The sequence below is a fragment of the Microbacterium sp. 71-36 genome, assembly GCF_001898305.1.
GTDB lineage: Bacteria > Actinomycetota > Actinomycetes > Actinomycetales > Microbacteriaceae > Microbacterium.
This window is the reverse complement of record NZ_MKTP01000001.1, coordinates 1,179,328-1,197,625: the sequence shown is the minus strand read 5'-3', so window position 1 is coordinate 1,197,625 and position 18,298 is coordinate 1,179,328. Positions and strand designations below refer to the sequence as shown.

At 72.0% G+C, this 18,298-nt stretch carries 20 protein-coding genes; 9 read left to right on the top strand and 11 right to left on the bottom strand.

The window, feature by feature from the left end; all coding sequences use genetic code 11:
- Positions 1-2 precede the first annotated feature (2 nt).
- Genes cydC through BGO45_RS05875 form a run of 4 tightly spaced genes read right to left on the bottom strand, consistent with a single transcriptional unit; the run spans position 3 to position 5,806 of the window.
- The gene (gene cydC, locus BGO45_RS05890; protein ID WP_292691748.1) at positions 3-1,703 is read right to left on the bottom strand and encodes a thiol reductant ABC exporter subunit CydC; all 1,701 of its coding nucleotides are present in this window, start codon (positions 1,701-1,703) and stop codon (positions 3-5) included.
- Entirely contained in the window at positions 1,700-3,325 is a 1,626-nt protein-coding gene (cydD, locus tag BGO45_RS05885) for a thiol reductant ABC exporter subunit CydD (RefSeq protein WP_292691747.1), read from the bottom strand. Before cydD ends, cydC begins: the two co-directional genes overlap by 4 nt.
- On the bottom strand, positions 3,322-4,353 hold the full coding sequence (gene cydB / locus BGO45_RS05880; RefSeq protein WP_292691746.1) for a cytochrome d ubiquinol oxidase subunit II: 1,032 nt from the start codon (positions 4,351-4,353) through the stop codon (positions 3,322-3,324). Before cydB ends, cydD begins: the two co-directional genes overlap by 4 nt.
- Positions 4,354-4,363: 10 nt before the next feature.
- Entirely contained in the window at positions 4,364-5,806 is a 1,443-nt protein-coding gene (locus BGO45_RS05875; protein ID WP_076494570.1) for a cytochrome ubiquinol oxidase subunit I, read from the bottom strand.
- A gap of 133 nt (positions 5,807-5,939) precedes the next feature.
- Here BGO45_RS05875 and BGO45_RS05870 point away from each other — a divergent pair, with 133 nt between their 5' ends.
- The 3 genes from BGO45_RS05870 (at position 5,940) to BGO45_RS05860 (ending at position 7,359) form a co-directional block, all read left to right on the top strand.
- Positions 5,940-6,491 carry a PadR family transcriptional regulator gene (locus tag BGO45_RS05870; RefSeq protein WP_292691743.1) on the top strand — a complete coding sequence of 184 codons (552 nt, stop codon included), beginning with the start codon at positions 5,940-5,942 and terminating at the stop codon, positions 6,489-6,491.
- 99 nt (positions 6,492-6,590) lie between these two features.
- A complete protein-coding gene (locus tag BGO45_RS05865) occupies positions 6,591-6,830 on the top strand; it encodes a hypothetical protein (RefSeq protein ID WP_292691740.1) in 240 nt (79 codons plus the stop codon).
- 169 nt (positions 6,831-6,999) lie between these two features.
- Positions 7,000-7,359, top strand: coding sequence for a hypothetical protein (locus BGO45_RS05860; protein WP_292691738.1), 360 nt, complete (start codon positions 7,000-7,002; stop codon positions 7,357-7,359).
- Here the strand turns inward: BGO45_RS05860 and BGO45_RS05855 are convergent.
- Positions 7,340-8,047: an ABC transporter ATP-binding protein gene (locus tag BGO45_RS05855; RefSeq protein ID WP_292691737.1), complete on the bottom strand. Its 708-nt coding sequence runs from the start codon at positions 8,045-8,047 to the stop codon at positions 7,340-7,342. The two genes, BGO45_RS05860 and BGO45_RS05855, sit on opposite strands and share 20 nt — an antisense overlap.
- Positions 8,044-9,120: an ABC transporter permease gene (locus BGO45_RS05850; RefSeq protein ID WP_292692888.1), complete on the bottom strand. Its 1,077-nt coding sequence runs from the start codon at positions 9,118-9,120 to the stop codon at positions 8,044-8,046. The genes BGO45_RS05855 and BGO45_RS05850 overlap by 4 nt, the downstream gene beginning before the upstream one ends.
- Positions 9,121-9,264: 144 nt before the next feature.
- Between BGO45_RS05850 and BGO45_RS05845 the strand changes: the two genes are divergently transcribed.
- From BGO45_RS05845 to BGO45_RS05825, 5 genes are all read left to right on the top strand, one after another.
- Positions 9,265-10,428, top strand: a complete 1,164-nt coding sequence (locus tag BGO45_RS05845) for a sensor histidine kinase (protein WP_292691736.1) — start codon at positions 9,265-9,267, stop codon at positions 10,426-10,428.
- Positions 10,425-11,045, top strand: coding sequence for a response regulator transcription factor (locus BGO45_RS05840; RefSeq protein ID WP_292691733.1), 621 nt, complete (start codon positions 10,425-10,427; stop codon positions 11,043-11,045). Before BGO45_RS05845 ends, BGO45_RS05840 begins: the two co-directional genes overlap by 4 nt.
- A 22-nt stretch (positions 11,046-11,067) precedes the next feature.
- A complete protein-coding gene (locus BGO45_RS05835) occupies positions 11,068-11,571 on the top strand; it encodes a bifunctional nuclease family protein (RefSeq protein ID WP_292691731.1) in 504 nt (167 codons plus the stop codon).
- A 77-nt stretch (positions 11,572-11,648) separates the two neighbouring features.
- Positions 11,649-12,710, top strand: coding sequence for a phosphogluconate dehydrogenase (NAD(+)-dependent, decarboxylating) (gene gnd, locus BGO45_RS05830; RefSeq protein WP_292691729.1), 1,062 nt, complete (start codon positions 11,649-11,651; stop codon positions 12,708-12,710).
- A gap of 43 nt (positions 12,711-12,753) precedes the next feature.
- A complete protein-coding gene (locus BGO45_RS05825) occupies positions 12,754-13,317 on the top strand; it encodes a ribonuclease H (RefSeq protein WP_292691727.1) in 564 nt (187 codons plus the stop codon).
- A gap of 55 nt (positions 13,318-13,372) precedes the next feature.
- Here BGO45_RS05825 and BGO45_RS05820 read toward each other — a convergent pair whose 3' ends face one another.
- A complete protein-coding gene (locus BGO45_RS05820; RefSeq protein ID WP_292691726.1) occupies positions 13,373-14,677 on the bottom strand; it encodes an HNH endonuclease signature motif containing protein in 1,305 nt (434 codons plus the stop codon).
- A 90-nt stretch (positions 14,678-14,767) separates the two neighbouring features.
- On the opposite strand from BGO45_RS05820, the gene BGO45_RS05815 reads away from it, so the two are divergent.
- Positions 14,768-15,292, top strand: a complete 525-nt coding sequence (locus BGO45_RS05815; RefSeq protein WP_292691724.1) for a hypothetical protein — start codon at positions 14,768-14,770, stop codon at positions 15,290-15,292.
- Positions 15,293-15,295: 3 nt separating this feature from the next.
- On the opposite strand, the gene BGO45_RS05810 is transcribed toward BGO45_RS05815, so the two are convergent.
- From BGO45_RS05810 to BGO45_RS05795, 4 genes are read right to left on the bottom strand one after another with little or no spacing between them, the layout of a single operon-like run.
- Positions 15,296-16,210, bottom strand: coding sequence for a GNAT family N-acetyltransferase (locus BGO45_RS05810; protein ID WP_292691722.1), 915 nt, complete (start codon positions 16,208-16,210; stop codon positions 15,296-15,298).
- Positions 16,211-16,264: 54 nt separating this feature from the next.
- A complete protein-coding gene (locus BGO45_RS05805; RefSeq protein ID WP_292691721.1) occupies positions 16,265-16,993 on the bottom strand; it encodes a hypothetical protein in 729 nt (242 codons plus the stop codon).
- Positions 16,990-17,886, bottom strand: coding sequence for an ABC transporter ATP-binding protein (locus BGO45_RS05800; RefSeq protein ID WP_292691719.1), 897 nt, complete (start codon positions 17,884-17,886; stop codon positions 16,990-16,992). The genes BGO45_RS05805 and BGO45_RS05800 overlap by 4 nt, the downstream gene beginning before the upstream one ends.
- Entirely contained in the window at positions 17,883-18,245 is a 363-nt protein-coding gene (locus BGO45_RS05795) for a GntR family transcriptional regulator (protein WP_076494591.1), read from the bottom strand. The genes BGO45_RS05800 and BGO45_RS05795 overlap by 4 nt, the downstream gene beginning before the upstream one ends.
- Between the last annotated feature and the right edge of the window lie 53 nt (positions 18,246-18,298).

Genomic DNA, 18,298 nt, shown 5'->3' with positions numbered 1-18,298 from the left:
GGTCAGCCCGCGACGACCCGCCCGCTCTCCAGTCGCACGATGCGGTCGACGAGGTCGTCCGGAACGTCGACGTGCGACACGAGCACGACGGCCCGCCCGCGGTCGCGCTCGCCGCCGACAGCGCCGAGCAGGTCGCGCAGGAGCGCGTCGGATGCCGCCGGGTCGACGCCCGCGGTCGGCTCGTCGAGCACGAGCACCGGGAAGCCGCGCAACAGCGCGCGCGCCAGGGCGAGCCTCTGCGCCTGGCCGCCCGAGACGAGCCCGCCGCGGTCGCCGACGGGGGCGTCGAGGCCGCCCCGCTCGCGCACCCAGGCGTCGAGACCGACGCGGCTGAGCACCTCGGTCAGGTCGTCGTCGCCGGCATCCTCGCGCGCGAACAGCAGGTTCTGACGCACCGATTCGTCGAAGAGGTACGGCGTCTGCTCGACCAGCCCGATGGTGCGACGGAGGTCGTCGCCCGCGAGGGTCCGCGCCTCGACGCCGCCGATCGTGAATTCGCCGTCGTAGTCGAGGAAGCGCGCGAGGACGTGCGCCAGCGTCGTCTTCCCCGCGCCGCTCGGACCCGTGACGAGGACGCGTTCGCCGGCTGCGACGCGGAGCGTGACGTCGGTGATGCGCCCGGTGTCGTCGAGGCCCGCATCGGATCTCGCCGGCCAGTGCGCGCGCACGTCGCGCAGCTCGATGCCGTCGCCGAGGGCGGGCGCTGCGCCCGTCGCGACGGGTTCGTCGCGGGGGAGTCCTTCGGGGATCTCCGCCGGGACGGCGTCGGCGATGCGCTCGGCCGCCGCGCGCACCTGACGCCAGGACGCCAGGGCCAGCGGCACCGGTCCGAACACCTCGAACACCGCCATCGGCAGCAGCACCACCACGGCGAGGCCGGGGCCGGAGAGCGTCCCGGCCGCGACACCGGGCGCGGCGACCGTGAGCGCGAACAGGGACGCGAGGCCCGCGAGCACCGACACGGTCCCCGACGTGAGTCCCTGGGCGGCTCCACGGCGCACGACCGCGCGGCGCAGGGCCCGGTCGGCGTCGCGCACCCGCGCCTGCGCGGCGTCCAGCGCGCCGTACGCGGTGAGCACGTCGAGGTTGGTCAGGAGGTCGTGGACCGCGTCGGCGAGGACGGCACGCAGCGGGGCGATCGCCCGCTCGGCGCGGGCGCCGGCCGCCCATCCCGCGGCCACCGACACCGCGAACGCCGCGACCAGGCAGGCCAGCAGGACCAGCGCCGCGGGCCACGACACGAACGCCGTGAACACGACGGCCGCGAGCGAGGTGAGCGCGGCGACCGAGAGCGGCAGCACGACGCGCAGCGGGAGGTTCTGCAGTTCTTCGACGTCGTCCACGACGCTGGAGAGCAGCCCGCCCCGCCGCGCGCGGCCCAGCCCGTCGGGTGCCAGCGGCACGAGTTCGCGCACCAGATCCGCGCGGACGACCGCGAGTCGCTCGAGGGCGGCGTCGTGGCCGGTGAGGCGTTCGAGATAGCGGAACACGCCCCGGGAGAGGGCGAACGCGCGGACACCGACAACCGCGACCGAGAGGTACATGACGAGAGGCTGCTCCGCGGCCCGGGCGATGAGCCACGCGCTCGTCGCCAGCAGGGCCACCGCGCTTCCCGCGGTACCGAACCCGGACAGGACCGCCGGGGCGAACCGCCCCCGCGAGGGCATCGCGGAGGCGAGGATGCCGCGGACCCGCCCGTTCACGCGAGCACCCCCAGGTCGACCACGCGGTCGGCGATCTCCCGCGCGGACGGGCGGTGCGACACCAGCAGCACGCCGGCGCCGGCGTCGGCCTCGGCGCGGAGGGTCTCCCACACGCGTGCTTCGGTATCGGCATCCAGTGCGCTCGAGGGTTCGTCGAGGACGAGGATCCGCGCCCCGGCGGTGCGGGAGCGGTAGAGCGCGCGGGCGACGGCGACGCGCTGCGCCTGCCCACCCGACAGCCCCGCCCCTCCCGCGCCGAGCGGCGTCGCGGGGTCGAGGTCGGCGGCTCCGGCGTCGACGAGGGCCTCCGCGATCGCGAGGGGGTCGGCGTCGGATCCGAGCGCGACGTTCTCCGCCACCGTTCCCGAGACGAGTCCGGGCCGTTGTCCGGCCCATGCGACCGCGGCGCGGGCGTGAGGCACCGCGCGTCCGTCCAGGAGCACCTCCCCGCCGTGATCGGCGTAGCCGAGGATCGCGGCGACCACGCTCGATTTCCCCACCCCGCTCGGGCCCGTCATCAGCACGACCGCGCCCGGCTCCACGCGCAGCGAGACGCTCGGCATCCGGTGGACGCCGCGCTCCACGCGGACATCGCGCAGCTCGAGCGTCGTTCCCGTCCCGGCGGCGGTGCCCTCGGACACCGGCGCGGTGCGGGCGGCATCCAGGGCGTCGAAGATCTCCTCGGTGGCGGCGACGCCCTCGGACGCGGCGTGGAACTGCACGCCCACCTGGCGCAGCGGCAGGTACGCCTCGGGCGCGAGCAGCAACACGAACAGGCCCACGAGCAGGGTCAGATCGCCGGAGAGGAGGCGGAACCCGATCGTCACGGCGATGATCGCGACCGAGATGGATGCCAGGAACTCCAGCGCGAAACCGGACAGGAACGACACGCGCAGCACGGTCATCGTCTCGCGCTTGTAGTCGCGCGTCACCCGTTCGACCGTGTCCGCGGCACGGTGCTCGCGGCCGAAGGCCTTGAGCGTCCCGAGGCCTTCGACGGTGTCGGCGAACCGGGCGGCGAGACGCCCGAGGGTGCCGTACTGCTTCTTCTGCACGCTGCGGGTCGCCAGACCGATCAGCACCATGAACAGGGGGATGAGGGGGATCGTCAGCACGACCGTGAGACCCGACAGGGGGTCGGCGAGCGTGATCGCGCCGATGAGGATCGGGGTCGTGATCGCGGTGGCGACCAACTGCGGGAGGTAGCGGCCGAAGTACGCGTCGAGCGCTTCGAGACCGTGCCCGGCGGTCACCGACAGCGACGCGGCGTTGCGGCGCGCGAGCCACCCCGGCCCGAGCGTCGCGACGGCGGCGACGAGGCGTTCGCGCAGCTGGAGCGAGGCGGCCGCGGCTCCCCGGGCGGACACCCGCTCGGATGCCGCGATCAGGAGGCCCCGCACGACCACGAGGGCGACGGCCGCGGCGACGTACCCGGTCAGCTCGTCGAACGGGCGACCGTCGACGGCGCCGACGAGGGCCGACGTGAGCGACCACGCGAAGCCGACGACGACCCCCGTCTGGGCGAGGACGATCGCCGCGCTCACCGCGAAGAAGCCGCGGGAGGCGGAGGCGTATCGCACCAGTCGGGGGTCGACGGGGCGCACCCGGGTCGTGTCGGTCAATGCGCCACCAGGGCTGCCTTCTCGATGCGGGCGCGGGTGACGCGCTTGCGGAACACCCAGTAGGTCCACCCCTGGTAGGCCAGGACGAGGGGAAGGAAGATCAGTGCCGCCCAACTCATGATCGTCAGGGTGTAGTCGGTGCTGGAGGCGTTCTCGATCGTCAGGCCCGACCCCGGCTCGAGGGTCGAGGGCATGACGTTGGGGAAGAGGGCGAAGAACAGCGCCGCCACGGCGGTGACGATCGTGATCGCGCCGAGCGTGAAGGCCGTCCCCTCGCGGTCGCGCAGGTTCGCCACCCACGAGCCGATGAGCGCGAGCGCGGCGATCCCGGAGAGGGCGACGACGCCGAGGAGCAACGGGGCCTGGTTGTTCGCGGCCTGGATGATCGTCCAGACCAGGAACAGGGCGGCGGCGACGATCGTGGCGAGCCCGGACTTCTTCGCGAGGGAGCGGGCGTCCGTGCGCACCTGCCCGTCGGTCTTCAGCGCCACGAAGTAGACGCCGTGCGTGAAGAACAGCAGCAGCGTGACGACACCGCCGAGGAGCCCGTACGGGTTCAGCAGCGTCAACAGGGTGCCCACGTACTCGTGGTCGGCATCCAGCGGAACCCCCTGCACGATGTTCGCGAACGCCACGCCCCAGAGGAACGCGGGGACGGCCGAGCCGATCAGGATCATCCGGTCGAAGCCGCGCTTCCACTTCAGCGAGTCGCGCTGGTGGCGGTACTCGAACGAGACTCCGCGGGCGATGAGCGCCAGCAGGATCAGCAGCAGCGGCAGGTAGAACCCGCTGAACAGCGTGGCGTACCACTCGGGGAAAGAGGCGAACAGCGCGGCGCCCGCCACGATCACCCAGGTCTCGTTGAGGTCCCACACGGGGCCGATCGTGTTGATGATCTGCCGTCGGGCGATGTCGTCCTTGCCGAGGAACGGGAGCGACATGCCGACGCCGAAGTCGAACCCGTCGAGGACGAAGTACCCGATGAAGAGGAATCCGACGATCCAGAACCAGAGGTATGCGAGGTCCATGACTGTGCTCCTAGTAGACGGTCGTCGGGGTGTTCTCGACGGTGTCGGGTTCGTTCGGGGCGTTCGGGTCGGGTAGCGGGTCCGGACCCTTCTGCGCGTACTTCTTGATGAGTCCGAACTCGACGACCGCGAGGGAGGCGTAGACCACGGTGAAGGCCACGAGCGAGATCAGCACGCTCCAGCCGGGGACGCTGGGGGAGACGCCGTCCTGCGTGAGCATCAGGCCGAACACGATCCAGGGCTGGCGGCCCATCTCGGTGAAGACCCAGCCGACGAGGCTGCCGAGCATCGGCAGCGGCGCCGCCCAGATCGCCACGCGCCACATCCACTGGGCGACGGGGCGCTTGGCCTTCTTCCGCGTGACCCAGAGGCCGACGACGCTGATGAGGGTCGCGAGGCCGCCGAGGGCGATCATCCAGCGGAAGGCCCAGTAGGTCACCCACAGGACGGGGGCGAAGTTGCCGTCGACCTGGTCGGCGAACTGCGGGAACATCTGCTGGCTGTACATCGTGTTCAGGTCGTTGATGCCCTCGACGCAGCCGTCCAGCGAGTGCGTGGACAGGATGCTGAGGAGGAACGGCACCCGGATGGAGAACAGCTCGCTCGTTCCGTCCGGCGTTCCGAGCGTGAAGATCGAGAACGAGGCGTTCGCGCCGCACACCGTGTTGAAGGTCGCCTCCGCCGCGGCCATCTTCATGGGCTGCGTGGCCACCATCACCAGGCTCAGCTGGTCGCCGGCGATGGCGACGAGGACGAACGACACGACGGTCGACCAGAGGCCGAAGCGCAGGGGGGCGCGCATCATCTCGACGTTGCGGCCGCGGGCGAGGTGCCAGGCGGACACCGACACGACGATCATGGCGGCGAACATCCAGCCCGAGAAGATCGTGTGGGGGAAGGCCGCGAGCGCCACCGGGTTGGTCAGGAGCTTGCCGAAGTCGACGAGCTCGGCCCGGTTGCCGTCCGCGGACATCTGGTACCCGACCGGGTTCTGCATGAACGCGTTCGCGGCGATGATGAAGTACGCCGACAGGGTCGCGCCGAGCGTCGCCAGCCAGATGCTGGCCAGGTGCAGGCCGCGCGGGAGCTTGTCCCACCCGAAGATCCACAGACCGATGAAGGTCGCCTCGAGGAAGAAGGCGAGCAGTCCCTCGAACGCGAGCGGGGCGCCGAAGACGTCGCCCACGAACCGGGAGTAGGCCGACCAGTTCATTCCGAACTGGAACTCCTGCACGATTCCGGTCACGACGCCCATGGCGAAGTTGATCAGGAAGATCTTGCCGAAGAACCGGGTCAGGTGCAGCCACTTCACGTCGCCCGTGCGGTACCAGACGGTCTGGAAGATCGCCACGACCAGCGACATCCCGAGCGTCAGCGGCACGAAGAGGAAGTGGTACAGAGTGGTCAGTCCGAACTGCCACCGAGCGAGCATGAGGGGGTCGAGCCACTCCACGGGATGTCTCCGATCGACGATCTTCTCTGTGGTCTGACCACAGGCTACTCCCGCGTCACGACGCGGAAAACCGGGTGATTCGGTATCGAACGATATACTCGGAACAGCATTTCGCGGTGGGTCGGAGGTCCCTATGACGGTGCGCCAGAGCCTGCTAGCGATCCTCGATCGCGGTGACTGCTACGGCTCGCAGTTGCGCGCGGAGTACCTGCGCCGCACCGGTGTCGCGGTGAACGTCGGCCAGGTGTACACGACCCTCGAACGGCTCGAGCGCGACGGCCTCGTCGAGCACCGCGGCGCCGACGACGACGGCCGCGTGCTGTGGGGCACGACCGCCGCCGGCCGTTCCGAGGCGCGGGCATGGCTGCGAACCGCCACGATCGTCGAGCGACGCGACGAGGTCGTCCTGCGCATCGCGCTCGCGCTCACCCTCCCCGGCGCGGACGTCGCCGGCATCATCGGCGCCCAGCGCGCGGCCGTGCGCGAGGCGCTGTCGAGCGTCGAGCCCGAGGACGAGAACCTGGACGCCGTGACCCGGGCGATCGTGTCGGCCGCGCGTCGATCGCGGCTCGAGGCCGATCTGCGCTTCCTGGACGAGGCCGAACGTCTGGCATCCGCGGCCGCCCCGTTCGATCTGTCGCACGAGCGCCCGCGTCGCGGACGACCCGTCCGCAGCGCGCCCTGACCGGTATCGCCGCCGCGTCGATTGTCAACCCCGGAACGGGGTCGCGCCGTTCGACGCAGTCTGAGAGCACCCCGCTAGGCGCAAGGAGCTCTCATGGTCATGGATATTCCCCTCAGTCGTCCGGGGCAGCCGAAGGCGGCCACCGAGATCCCGTGGACACGCATCGATCTCGACCTGTACGAGGTCGCGTGCGACGGTCTGATCGTCGGTTACGTCGAGGTCGTCGGCGCGATCTTCGTCGCCCTCCGGGGCGCGAGGTACGACCGTGCGGTGGAGGTGGCGCAGCACGTGACCTTCCACGCGGCGGTCGACACCGTCCTCCGCGGCGCGGGTCGGTGATCCCCCGCGGGTAGCACCGTCGTCGGAAGAGTCAACCCCCTCGGCCGCAGGCCACATCTGACACACGGTGAAGTCACCATGACCGACGACCCCCTCCCCACCGGACCGCACCGTCCCGTGCGCATCGCGTCCCTGCCCCCGTTGCGCGCGCAGGGACGAGAATCGAAGGGTGACGCGAACACTGGCCGCTCTGCCCGGCGCGGCTCGGCGGTTGTGCCTGAGCCGCCGAAAGGGCGAGATCTGCACGCGTGAGAAGGGCCACCGCGGCCTGCACCACCGCCGCGGCGGCTCGCTGCTGTGGAACGACCTGCAGGCCGACCCGCCGGAGTGCCCCGGCACCGGAACGGCGGCCGAGGCGGCTCCGACGCTGGCGGACGGGTTTCCCGACGGGCGCGCGGTGTGCCCCGTCTGCTGGGCCTTCGTCCCCCTCGACCGCGGGGTGCTGACTCCGCACGACACCTGGCGCGGCGACCCGACGCGCGCGGAGGCCGACCGGCGCCGGGAGTGGTTCAACGCGTTCGGCTGGTGACGTCGGAGTCGAGCACCCTGGCGCGACCGTCGATCACCTCGACGGTCTCGTCGAGCGCGTCGCTGTGGACGAGGTCGTGGGTGACCAGCAGCGTCGCCGTCTGCCGCTCCCGCGTGAGCCGCGACAGCAGATCCATGATCGCCGCCCCGCGTTCCCGGTCCAGTGCGCTCGTCGGCTCGTCGACGAGCAGCACGCGCGGCTCGTGCACGAGGGCACGGGCGATCGCGACGCGCTGTCGCTGACCGCCGGAGAGCTGCGCCGGTCGACGGTCCGCCTGGCCGCCGAGACCCACGGCATCCAGCAGCTCGTCCACCCGGGAGCGCACCGCCGCCCGGCGGGACCGCGATCCGCGTCCGCCGAGTTCGCCCATCACGCGCAACTGCTCGCGGGCGGTCAGGGCCGGCAACAGCTGCGGCTGCTGGAACACGATCCCGATCCGCTCGCGCCGGAGCGCGGTCGCCTCGGCGCGCGTGAGCGCGGTGGCATCCGTCCCGTCGATGACCACACGACCCGAGTCGGGCCGGATCAGCGTCGCCGCGAGGGCGAGCAGGCTCGACTTCCCCGAGCCGGAGGGGCCCGTGATGCCGGTCACGAGGCCGGGCCGCCCGTGCAGGGTGACGTGGTCGACCGCCGTGACGCGGCTGTCGCCGTCGGGATAGGTGAGGGTGACGTCGTCGAGCAGGATCATCGTGTGCTCCCGAGAGCGGTGAGGGGGTCGGACTTCGTGACGGTGCGCAGCGACACGGCTGCGCCGAGGAGGCCCAGGGCGATCATCGCCAGGGCGGGAGCGAGGGTCGTGAGCGGGTTCAAAACGAACGGGAGCGCGCCGCCGGCCAGCGCGCCGAGGGTGGCCGTGAGGCCGATCCCGACGCCGACCCCCACGACGAGCACGACGATCGCCTGACCCAGCGCGTCCCGCACGAGGGCGCCCGTTCCGGCTCCTAGCGCCTTCAGCACCGCGATGTCGCCCGCCCGCTGCATCGTCCAGACCGTGAAGAAGGCGCCGACGACCAGCGCGGAGACCCCGAAGAGCATCGCGATCATCAGGGCCAGCGACCCGATCTCGGAGCGGAACGTCGGCAGCGCCGTCAGGCTCGCGAGCGGGCTCGTCGCCGTGGCGCGCGTCTCCGCGGCGACCGCCGACCAGTCGGGGGTGCCGGTCACGGCGAGCACGGTGGGATCCCCCGATCCGCCGAGCTTGGCATCCAGCGCCGTCCACGCCGACGCCGTGAGCACCACCACCGGCGTGTGGCTGTACCAGGAGTCGGCGCCGACGGAGGCCACGCGGTACGTCGACCCGGCCACCGTGATCTCATCGCCGGTCGTGGCTCCGAGGGCGCTCGCCGCGCCCGCCGACAGCCCGATGCCGCTGTCGTCCGACGGTGCGAGGTCGGTGAGGACGGTGGACCCCGCGCCGGCGTCGAGTCCGAGCACCGCGACGCCGTCGCTGCCGCTCGGTCCCTCGGCGCGTCCCTGCACGATGCCGATCGGTGTCACGTGATCCACCCCGGATGCCGTGCGCCACGCGGCGATCGTGGCGTCGTCGAAGGCGGAGTCCGCGAACGTGGGTGCCGCGGTCCCGTCGGCGTGCAGGACGAGCCGGTCGCCGGGGAGCTGCAGGACCGCGGACACGTTCTGCGCCGCCAGACCTCCGGTGAGGCCCGAGAGGAACCCGACCAGCAGGGTGATGAGCGCCACGACCGCCCCGATGAGGGCGAATCGCCCGCGGGCGAACCGCAGATCCCGCCATGCGACGTACACGTCGCCTCCTTCCGTCCGGCGGATCTCGCCGGTGTCTCCACCCTCCTCGGAACGCGTCGGCCGGTCATCGGCGGCGAGGGCGAACTCCCTCTCCACCTTTCGGATGATCCGCGGGGGGCACGGCGTCCGTACGCTGGAACGGAAATGCCGCACCGCACCTTGGCCCCCGTGTTCACCGGGCTGCGCGCGGGAGTCCACGCGCTCTTCGCCGGGCTCCTCGCGCTCGTCGTCGTCCGCGTCGTCTGGACGGGGGGCTCGCCGTGGGCCTTCGTGCTCGTCGCGCTGCTGGCCGCGGTGTACCTCGCGGGGCTGTGGCTGGCGCGCCGCGGGCGGTCGGCCGGCGGCATCGCCTGGGTGTGCGCGTTGACGCTCGTGTGGGCGCCCTTGATGTGGCTCGTGCCCGAGGCCGCGTACCTCGTCTTCCCGTTGTTCTTCCTCTATCTGCATCTGCTCCCGCGGTGGGTCGGGCCGGCGGCGGTGATCGCTGCGACCGGGCTGACGATCGCGGCGTTCGCGGTGCACGGCGGTCTGACGGTCGGCGGTGTGGTCGGGCCGGTCGTCGGAGCCGGAGTGGCCCTGCTCATCGGTCTGGGGTACGGCGCGCTCCAGCGCCGCAGCGTCGAGAGGGAGGCGCTCGTGGCCGAACTCCTCGCGACGCGCGACCGCCTCGCGGCGACCGAGCGCGAACAGGGGGTCCTGGCCGAGCGGGCACGCCTCGCGCGCGAGATCCACGACACCGTGGCCCAGGGGCTGTCGAGCATCCAGATGCTCCTGCACGCGGCGGAACGGGCGGATGCCACGGGCCCCGGCATCGCGCACATCCGGCTGGCGCGACAGACCGCCGCCGACGGCCTCGCCGAGACGCGCCGGTTCATCCGCGAGCTCGCGCCGCCGACGCTGGATCGGGGACTGGGCCCCGCTCTGCAGCGGTGGGCCGAGGGGTGGGCGCAGCGCGAGGGCGTCGACGTCGAGATCTCGACCCCGGGCGATGTGTCCCTGCCCATGGACGCGCAGGCGGCGCTGCTGCGCATCGCGCAGGGCGCCCTGGCCAACGTCTCTCAGCACGCCGACGCGACGCGCGTCCGCGTCGACCTCGCGCAGGACGGCGGCGACGTCCGGCTGACGATCTCCGACGACGGTCGCGGGTTCGACCCGGCGGGCGCCGGGGAGACGGCCTCCGGGACGGACTCGTTCGGGTTGCGCGCGATGCGCGAGCGCGTCGAACAGCTCGAGGGGGACCTGTCGGTCGTCAGCGCCGCGGGTGCCGGCACGGTGGTCGCGGTCACCCTGCGGGGGACCGCCTCATGATCCGGGTCGTGATCGCCGACGATCATCCGGTGGTCCGCGCCGGGGTCCGGGCGCTGCTCGAGGCCGAGGCGGACATCCAGGTCGTCGGCGAGGCATCCACTCCCGACGCGGCCGTCGCCCTCGCCGCCGACCTCTCGCCGGAGCTGGTGCTCATGGACCTGCAGTTCGGTGAACGGGCCGCCGGGGCCGAGGCCACGCGCCGCGTCCGTGCCCTGGCGGCGCCGCCCTACGTCCTCGTGCTCACGAACTACGACACCGACGGCGACATCCTCGGCGCCGTCGAGGCCGGAGCCAGCGGGTACCTCCTGAAAGACGCGCCGCCGCACGAGCTGCTCGCGGGCGTCCGTGCCGCCGCCGCCGGGCAGAGCGCCTTGGCCCCCGCGATCGCGGGACGCCTGCTGGCACGACTGCGCGAGCCCCGGGTGAGCCTGTCGGCACGGGAGATCGAGGTGCTGCGGCTCGTCGCCCGCGGAGCGTCCAACGCCGACGTCGCGGCGCGCCTCCACATCACCGACGCGACGGTGAAGTCGCATCTGGCCCACGTGTTCTCCAAGCTCGGGGTGTCCTCGCGCACCGCTGCGGTGTCGGCCGCCCGCGCCCTGGGGATCGTGCGCTGACCCCGCCGGGTACCCTGGCGTCATGGTCCCGGTTCGCGTGCTCGGCGTGGCCCTGGATTCCGCCCAGCAGCACGTCATCCTCCTCGCGCCGCTCCCCGGTGCCGGAACCGAGGAGGGGATCGTCCTGCCGGTGTGGATCGGGCCGCAGGAGGCGATGTCGATCCTCGTCGCGACGGAGGGGGCCGTGACGCCCCGCCCGCTCTCGCACGATCTGATGGTCGTGATGCTGCGGGGGCTGTCGGCATCCGTCGATCGGGTCGCGGTGACACGCCTGTTCGAGGGCACGTTCTACGCCGAGATCCACCTCCGGACGCCGCGCGGTCCGCTCGTCATCGACGCGAGACCGTCGGATGCCATCGCCCTCGCCGCCCGCACCGACGCGCCCATCGCGGTCGCCGAGGCGGTTCTCGCCGAGGCGGGCGTGCCCGAGGGGGCGGTCGAGTTCGACGCGCGCGGCGACGACGACCGCGTCGAGGAGTTCCGGAAGTTCCTCGACGACGTCGACCCCGACGACTTCCAGGGCTGAGCCGGCCACGTCGGTCGCGCACGCTCCTAGACTCGAAGTGCCGCCCGTCGCGGCGGATTCAGACGAATGGGGTACGGATGCAACTCGCCATGGTCGGACTCGGACGGATGGGCGCCAACATCGTCCGCAGACTCATGAAGGACGGCCACGACTGCGTGGTCTACGACGTGAACCAGGATGCCGTGGCGGCGCTGGCCGCGGAGGGCGCGACCGGGGCGACGAGCATCGCCGACCTCGCCTCGAAGCTGCAGAAGCCCCGCGCCGTGTGGCTGATGATCCCCGCCGGCCTCACCGGCTCCGTCGTGGACCAGGTCGCCGAAGTGCTCGAAGCGGGCGACATCATCATCGACGGCGGCAACTCGAACTACCGTGACGACGTCCGCCGGGCCGCGAAGCTCCAGGACACCGGCATCCACTACGTCGACATCGGCACGTCGGGTGGCGTCTTCGGCCTCGAGCGCGGCTACTGCCTCATGGTCGGCGGACACGACGAGGCCGTCGCCCACCTCGAGCCCGTTCTGCGCACGATCGCCCCCGGACCCGGTGACATCGAGCGCACGCCCGGCCGCTCGGGGGACTACACCCCCGAGGAGCGCGGCTATCTGCACTGCGGTCCGTCGGGCGCAGGGCACTTCGTGAAGATGGTCCACAACGGCATCGAGTACGGCATCATGGCCGCGCTCGCCGAGGGACTCAACGTCCTCAACAACGCCGACGCGGGACTCAAGCAGGGCGAGCACTCCGCCGAGGTCGCCCCGCTGGAAGAGCCGGAGTTCTACCAGTTCGACATCGACACGGCCAAGGTGTCCGAGCTGTGGCGCCGCGGATCGGTGATCTCGTCGTGGCTGCTCGACCTCACGGCCGCGGCGCTCGCCCAGAACCCGACGCTGGACGGTCTCGCCGGCCGCGTCTCCGACTCGGGTGAGGGACGGTGGACCGTCAAGGCCGCCGTCGACACCGGCGTGCCGGTGCCCGTGCTCGCCTCCTCGCTGTTCGAGCGCTTCGCCTCGCGCGGTGAGGACCACTTCGCGAACCAGGTGCTCTCCGCGATGCGCCTGCAGTTCGGCGGGCACCAGGAGCTCCCCGCGGGCGACGTGCTGGAAGCGGGCGGGAAGAAGGCCGACAGCAGCGCGAGCTGACGCGTGCGCCGGTCGGGGGTCCGCGGTCGGGGAGACTAGAGGGATGAGTTCTTCCGCGCCCGCGTCCTCCGATCGGTATGTCGTCGCCACCGACGGCGCGTGCAAGGGCAATCCCGGTCCCGCCGGGTGGGCCTGGGTCGGTGAGGACGGGCACTGGGCGGCCGGGTCCATCCCCGAGGGCACCAACAACATCGGCGAACTGCTGGGGCTGCTGCACGCGATCACGGATCACGCCGACGTCCGCGATCTCGTCGTGCAGGCCGACTCGAAGTACGCGATCGACACGTACTCGTCGTGGATGGACGGGCACCGCCGCCGCGGCTGGGTGACCTCGGCCAAGAAGCCGGTCGCCAACCGCGGCATCCTCGAGGCGCTCATCGCCGCCCGGGATGCACGCCGCGCCGCCGGGCTTCCCGACGTGGTGCTCGAGCACGTCCGCGGACACAGCGGGCACGTGCTGAACTCATGGGCCGACGAGCGCGCCGTGCGCGCGTCGCAGCACGCGGCGAAGGGCGAGGAGCTCATCTGGACGTCTCTGCGGGGCCTCGATCGCCTCGAGGTGGCGTCGGCCCCGCCGCGCTCGGCCGCGGACCGCAACGGGCGCTGACCCCGACGGGCGCTGACCCCGACGGGCGCTGACCCGTTCCGGGGGAGGGCGCCGATCAGAACGGCGGGGGATCCGGCTCGGGGACGAAGGCGACGTATCTCTCCGGGCGGTCGCCGACGGTGCGCCCGAGCGGACTGGTCCATTCGATGCTGCCGTCGGGACCCTGCCGGGCGGTCCACGCGGTCTCGGTCTTCAATGTGTGATGCCGGGTGCACAGGCAGGCGAGGTTGGTGCGGGCGGTCGGCCCGCCCCGGGCATGGTCCTCGCTGTGGTCGATCTCGCACGCGCGCGCCGGCCGCCGGCATCCGGGGAATCGGCAGTGCACGTCGCGCGCCCGAACGAAGCGCTGGATCGCGGGGGAGGGGCGGTAGCGGTCGACGGCGAGCACGGCGCCCGTGACGGGGTGGGTGACGACCCGGTCCCACGCGGGCGCCCCCGCGAGAAGACGGCGTGCGGTGTCGGCGTCGATCGGGCTCTGCCCGTCGATCGAGGCCCCGCGGTCGCTCGCACCGGCGGCGGTGAGGGCCGGGACGACGACCGAGACGTGCGCGCGGATCGCGCCGAGGCCGCCCGCGAGAGTGTCGGCGGTGGGGTCGATCGCGGGCTGACCGGTGAGGACGAGGTCGCACAGCAGGTCGGCGCGGACCTGGTCGGTCGTGCGACGGTCGTTCACGGCATCCGGCTCATCGCCCGCGCTCTGCGGCTGAGGAACGGAGCGGATCGCCCGCGCCTGCCGCGTGAGGCGGTCGTACATCGCGCGGATCTTCGCCGCCCCGTCGAGCACGCCGAGCCGGGCCATGCCGTCGACGTCGTCGTCGATCCAGACGCGGCGCTGCTGCTCGGCCCGCGCGCACCGCTCGCTGATCGACACCGGATGGAGCTCTTCGACGAGGGCGCGCGCGAACGCCCGAGTGCCCGCGACGGTGTCGGTCGCGGCGCGCTCGATCACGCGGGACTCGAACACGCCCCGCGCGACCGGGTCGGCGAGCTCGACGCCCACGTCGCGGATGACGGCGGCGTGCCGCGCGCTGATCCGCGCATCGGCCAGCGCCTGCAGCGTCGCCGGGAAGTCGTCGACCAGCTGCAGGGCCTCGCCGAGACGGCGTTGGACGGTGCGGTCGTTCCAGCGGAGGGCCACGCCGATCTCGGCCGCGATCGACCGCAGTGCCATCTCGCGTTCCTGCACCGCGCGCGGGCGGTGCTTCGATCGCTCGAGCGCGACCCGCATCGCGGCGGCGAACTGCACGGTGCGGGCGGCCTCGAGCTCGGCCAGCGCCCGTTCGCTCTCGACGAGCGCGGCGACGGCGTCGGTGAGGACGGCGTCCTCCCGATCGTCGAAGACGGGCGGTCGATCTGGCATGCACACATGCTGCCACGGACCTCCGACATCGCGCGGCGACTATCCACAGGCGATCGCCTACCGTGGAGGCATCCCCCACGGAAGGCCCCCATGAGTGAGACCCGACCGGAATCCGCCCTCGTCGCGGCGGTCGCCCGCGCGCACGAGCGGGGGTTCGACGGCATCCGGATCGTCGCGAACTTCTACGCCACCGGGCACTGGCGGTGTCGCGTCACCGTGCCGGGACCCGGTCAGGACGACGAACAGAACGTCCTCGTCGCCTACTCCAGCGCCGGCGGGTGGGACCTGTTCGGCGACGGCCGCACCGACGAGACCGTGGATGCCATCGCGGATCGCCTCATCGATCTCGCGCGGCCGTTCCCCTCGGCATCCGTCTCCGACCCCGCGTACGCGGACTGGCTGCGGGAGCTGCGCCGTCGCACGGGCGGGGGTGCGTTCGTCATGTTCGAGGACGCGTACTCGCGCGAGCACATGTGGCGGCAGCGCGGTCTCGTGAAGCTGATCTACGCGGATGCGGATGCGGCGCGTCGCGACAGGGAACGCCCGGGGGCGGGCGCCGTCGATGAGAACGGCTGGACGCTCGACGACACCATGCCCGTGCCGCCGCCGCGCTGAGCGCTAGGGAACCGGCGTGCCCTGGTGGAACACGCACCGCGGTTCGGGATCGCCGCGCCAGATCGAGGTGCGGCGGCTGTCGCGCCCCTCGAAACGCAGCCGGTAGTGCAGCAGCAGCAGTCCCGGCGCGAGCTGTCGCGCCTCCCGCTCGCTGATCTCGACGTCGCCCCGGCCAGGGGCGGACGCCAGTGCGGCGACGATCTCGTCTCGCGTCCAGCGGCGCCCCGACTGGCCGATCTCGACGAAGTCCTCGGCGAGCAGCTCGCGCAGTCGAGTCGCGTCGCCGCGAACAGCGGGCGTGAGGAGGCGCTCTTCGGCGTCCCATGTCGCGGCGATGAGAGCCTCGACATCCCGTGGACGCGTCTCGCGCACCGCTGACGGTGCGCCGCACGGAACGGGGGTCGTCGTGCCGTTCGCCCAGTCGCGGCGGAGCACGCTGTAAGCGACGGATGCCACGGGCGCCCCGTCCGTGACCGGCCATCCGTCGCGGTAGTGGGCCTCGAACACCCACCCACCGCGCTCGAACGTCCGGCGCATCGCGATGTTGTCCTCGCGCGTCTGACCCTCGAAGCGGGCGACGCCGGGGTGCTCCCGGAAGACGCGGTCGGCGGCCGCGGTGAGGGCCGAGACCCCGAAACCGAAGCCGCGGTGCGGCTCGCCCAGCCGCAGGTCGACCATGGCGGTCGGGTCGGCGAGATCGAGGAGACGGACGACGCCGAGTCGCCCGCGCTCCGCGTCGTCGATCCACAGCGCCTCGGTCTCGTCGCCGCCCCATTCCCCGCCGTCGATCGCCGCGCGCACCTGCTCCACGGTCGACCGCGCGCGCACGTGGAACGGGAAGACGTTGCGCGTGAGGAAGGAGACGAGCTGGTCGCGGTCGTCTCCCGCGGCGACGAGGGGCGTCAGGTGCAGCGGCATGGGTTCACCCTACGGAGGGGGCCGCGACGTGATCCGCGGCCGATGCGGCCACGTTCAGCGCACCGATGCGCGGCGGAGGAACGCGTACTGCGCAAGGACGGCGAGCACGATCACGACGCCCGCCGCCAGGGCGATCCACCACGGCTGGAAGAGGGCGGCGAGGGGGATCAGGAAGATCGCGACGATGCCGAGGGAGATCACGCTGACCGCGGCGAGGGTCATCGGCCCGAGTGCCCCGAACCGCACCCACGACGCGGCGAAGGCGCCACCGACGGACAGGACGAACAGCGTCCCGAGGAAAGCGGTCACGGCGAGCTGGAGCGGGTTCCCGGCTCCCAGGATCCAGACGTCGGTCATGTAGATGTCGAAGAACCAGTGCCCCGTCGCCAGCTCGATCGCGAGCAGCACCAGCAGCATCGCGGTGACGTACAGCGACAGCACGACGTGGGTCAGCACGGTTCCCGTGACGAACGCGCGACGCGTGCTCCCCAGCGACAGCGCGAGGGGGAACGTGAGCGACACGGTCTGCACGCCCAACCAGCCGAAGAAACCGGGGAGGGCCCAGAAGATCGCGGCGTTGCTCCGGCTGTTCTGCACCCACTCGTCGCTGCCGGGCACGGATCCGACGCGCCAGAAGATGATCGCGATGATCACCGTCAGCGCGAACACGACGAGCATGATGCCGGGCGGCGTGCGCAGCAGAAGTGCGCGCTGCGAGAAGTGCAGACGGAGGACGTCGGTCGGTGCGGCGCCCCGTCGGGGAGCGGTGGTGAGGGCGGTCATGCGAGTGTTCCTTCCCGGGAGTCGCGCTCGACGCCGTAGGCGGCCACGAGGTCTTGCAGAGTGGCGGGGCTGAGCTGTGCGCCGGCGCGCGCCGCGCGGGTGCGCAGCTCTTCGTCGGCGCGCGTCTCGAGTACCAGCGACGACAGGCCGCCGACCACGCGCCGCTGCAGCACGGAGTGACCCGCGGCGATCTCGTCGACCGCCGCCGTCGTGCCGCTGAGGGTGACGGCGCTGCCCCGGAGATCATCGGCCGTGGCCGTGCGCACCAGGCGTCCCTCGTCGACGATGACGACGTGTTCGAGGAGCGGCTCCATCTCGTCGATGAGGTGGGTCGACACGAGGATGGTCCGCGGGTGCTCGAGGTAGTCCTGCATGAGGGTGTCGTAGAAGAAGCGGCGGGCCGTGGCATCCAATCCGAGATACGGCTCGTCGAAGATCGTCAGCGGTGCGCGGGACGACAGGCCCAGCACGATGCCGAGCGAGGAGGCCTGTCCGCGCGACAGCTTCTTGATGGCGGTCTTGCGCGGGAGGCGGAAGCCGTGGACGAGGTGCTCGGCGACGTCGGCGTCCCACCCGGCGTGGAAGTGCGGGGCCACTTCGAGCACCTGCCGCAGAGTGAAATCGTCGGGGTAGCGCTGGTTGTCGCGGACGAAGCTGATCGAGGACATCGTGGCGGCGTCCTCGAACGGATCGGTGCCGAAGACCTGCACCGAGCCGCTCGAGGGTCGGTCGTGGCCCGCGATGATCGACATGAGGGTCGTCTTCCCGGCGCCGTTGCGGCCGAGGAGTCCCGTGATGGCGTTCGCGGGGATGTCGAGAGTGACGTCGTCCAGGGCCTGTGCGCGCCGGAAGCGGCGCGACACCCCCGAGAGGCGGACGGCGGGCTGCGTCATGAGGACGCCCCTTCCTGATCGATGATGCGGTGGATGTCGGTGAGGTCGAGGCCGAGGGAACGTGCTTCGGCGAGGAGGGGCGCGACGAAGTCGGCCCGGAACGCCGTGGTCCGCTCGTCGCGGAGACGCTGGTGGGCGCCTTCGCTGACGAACATGCCGAGTCCGCGCCGCTTGTGCAGGATGCCGCGGTCGACGAGGAGGCCGAGACCTTTGCCGACGGTCGCGGGGTTGATGCGGTGGAACGCCGCCAACTCGTTCGTGGACGGTACTTGCGTGCCCTCCGGGTAGCTGCCGGCCAGCACGCCGTCGGCGATGGACTCGGCGATCTGGATGAAGATCGGCTTGCCGTCGTCGAGCATCGGGCTCCTTTGGTTCGTTACTTGAGTAATGAACCTAGGGAGTGGCACTGCTC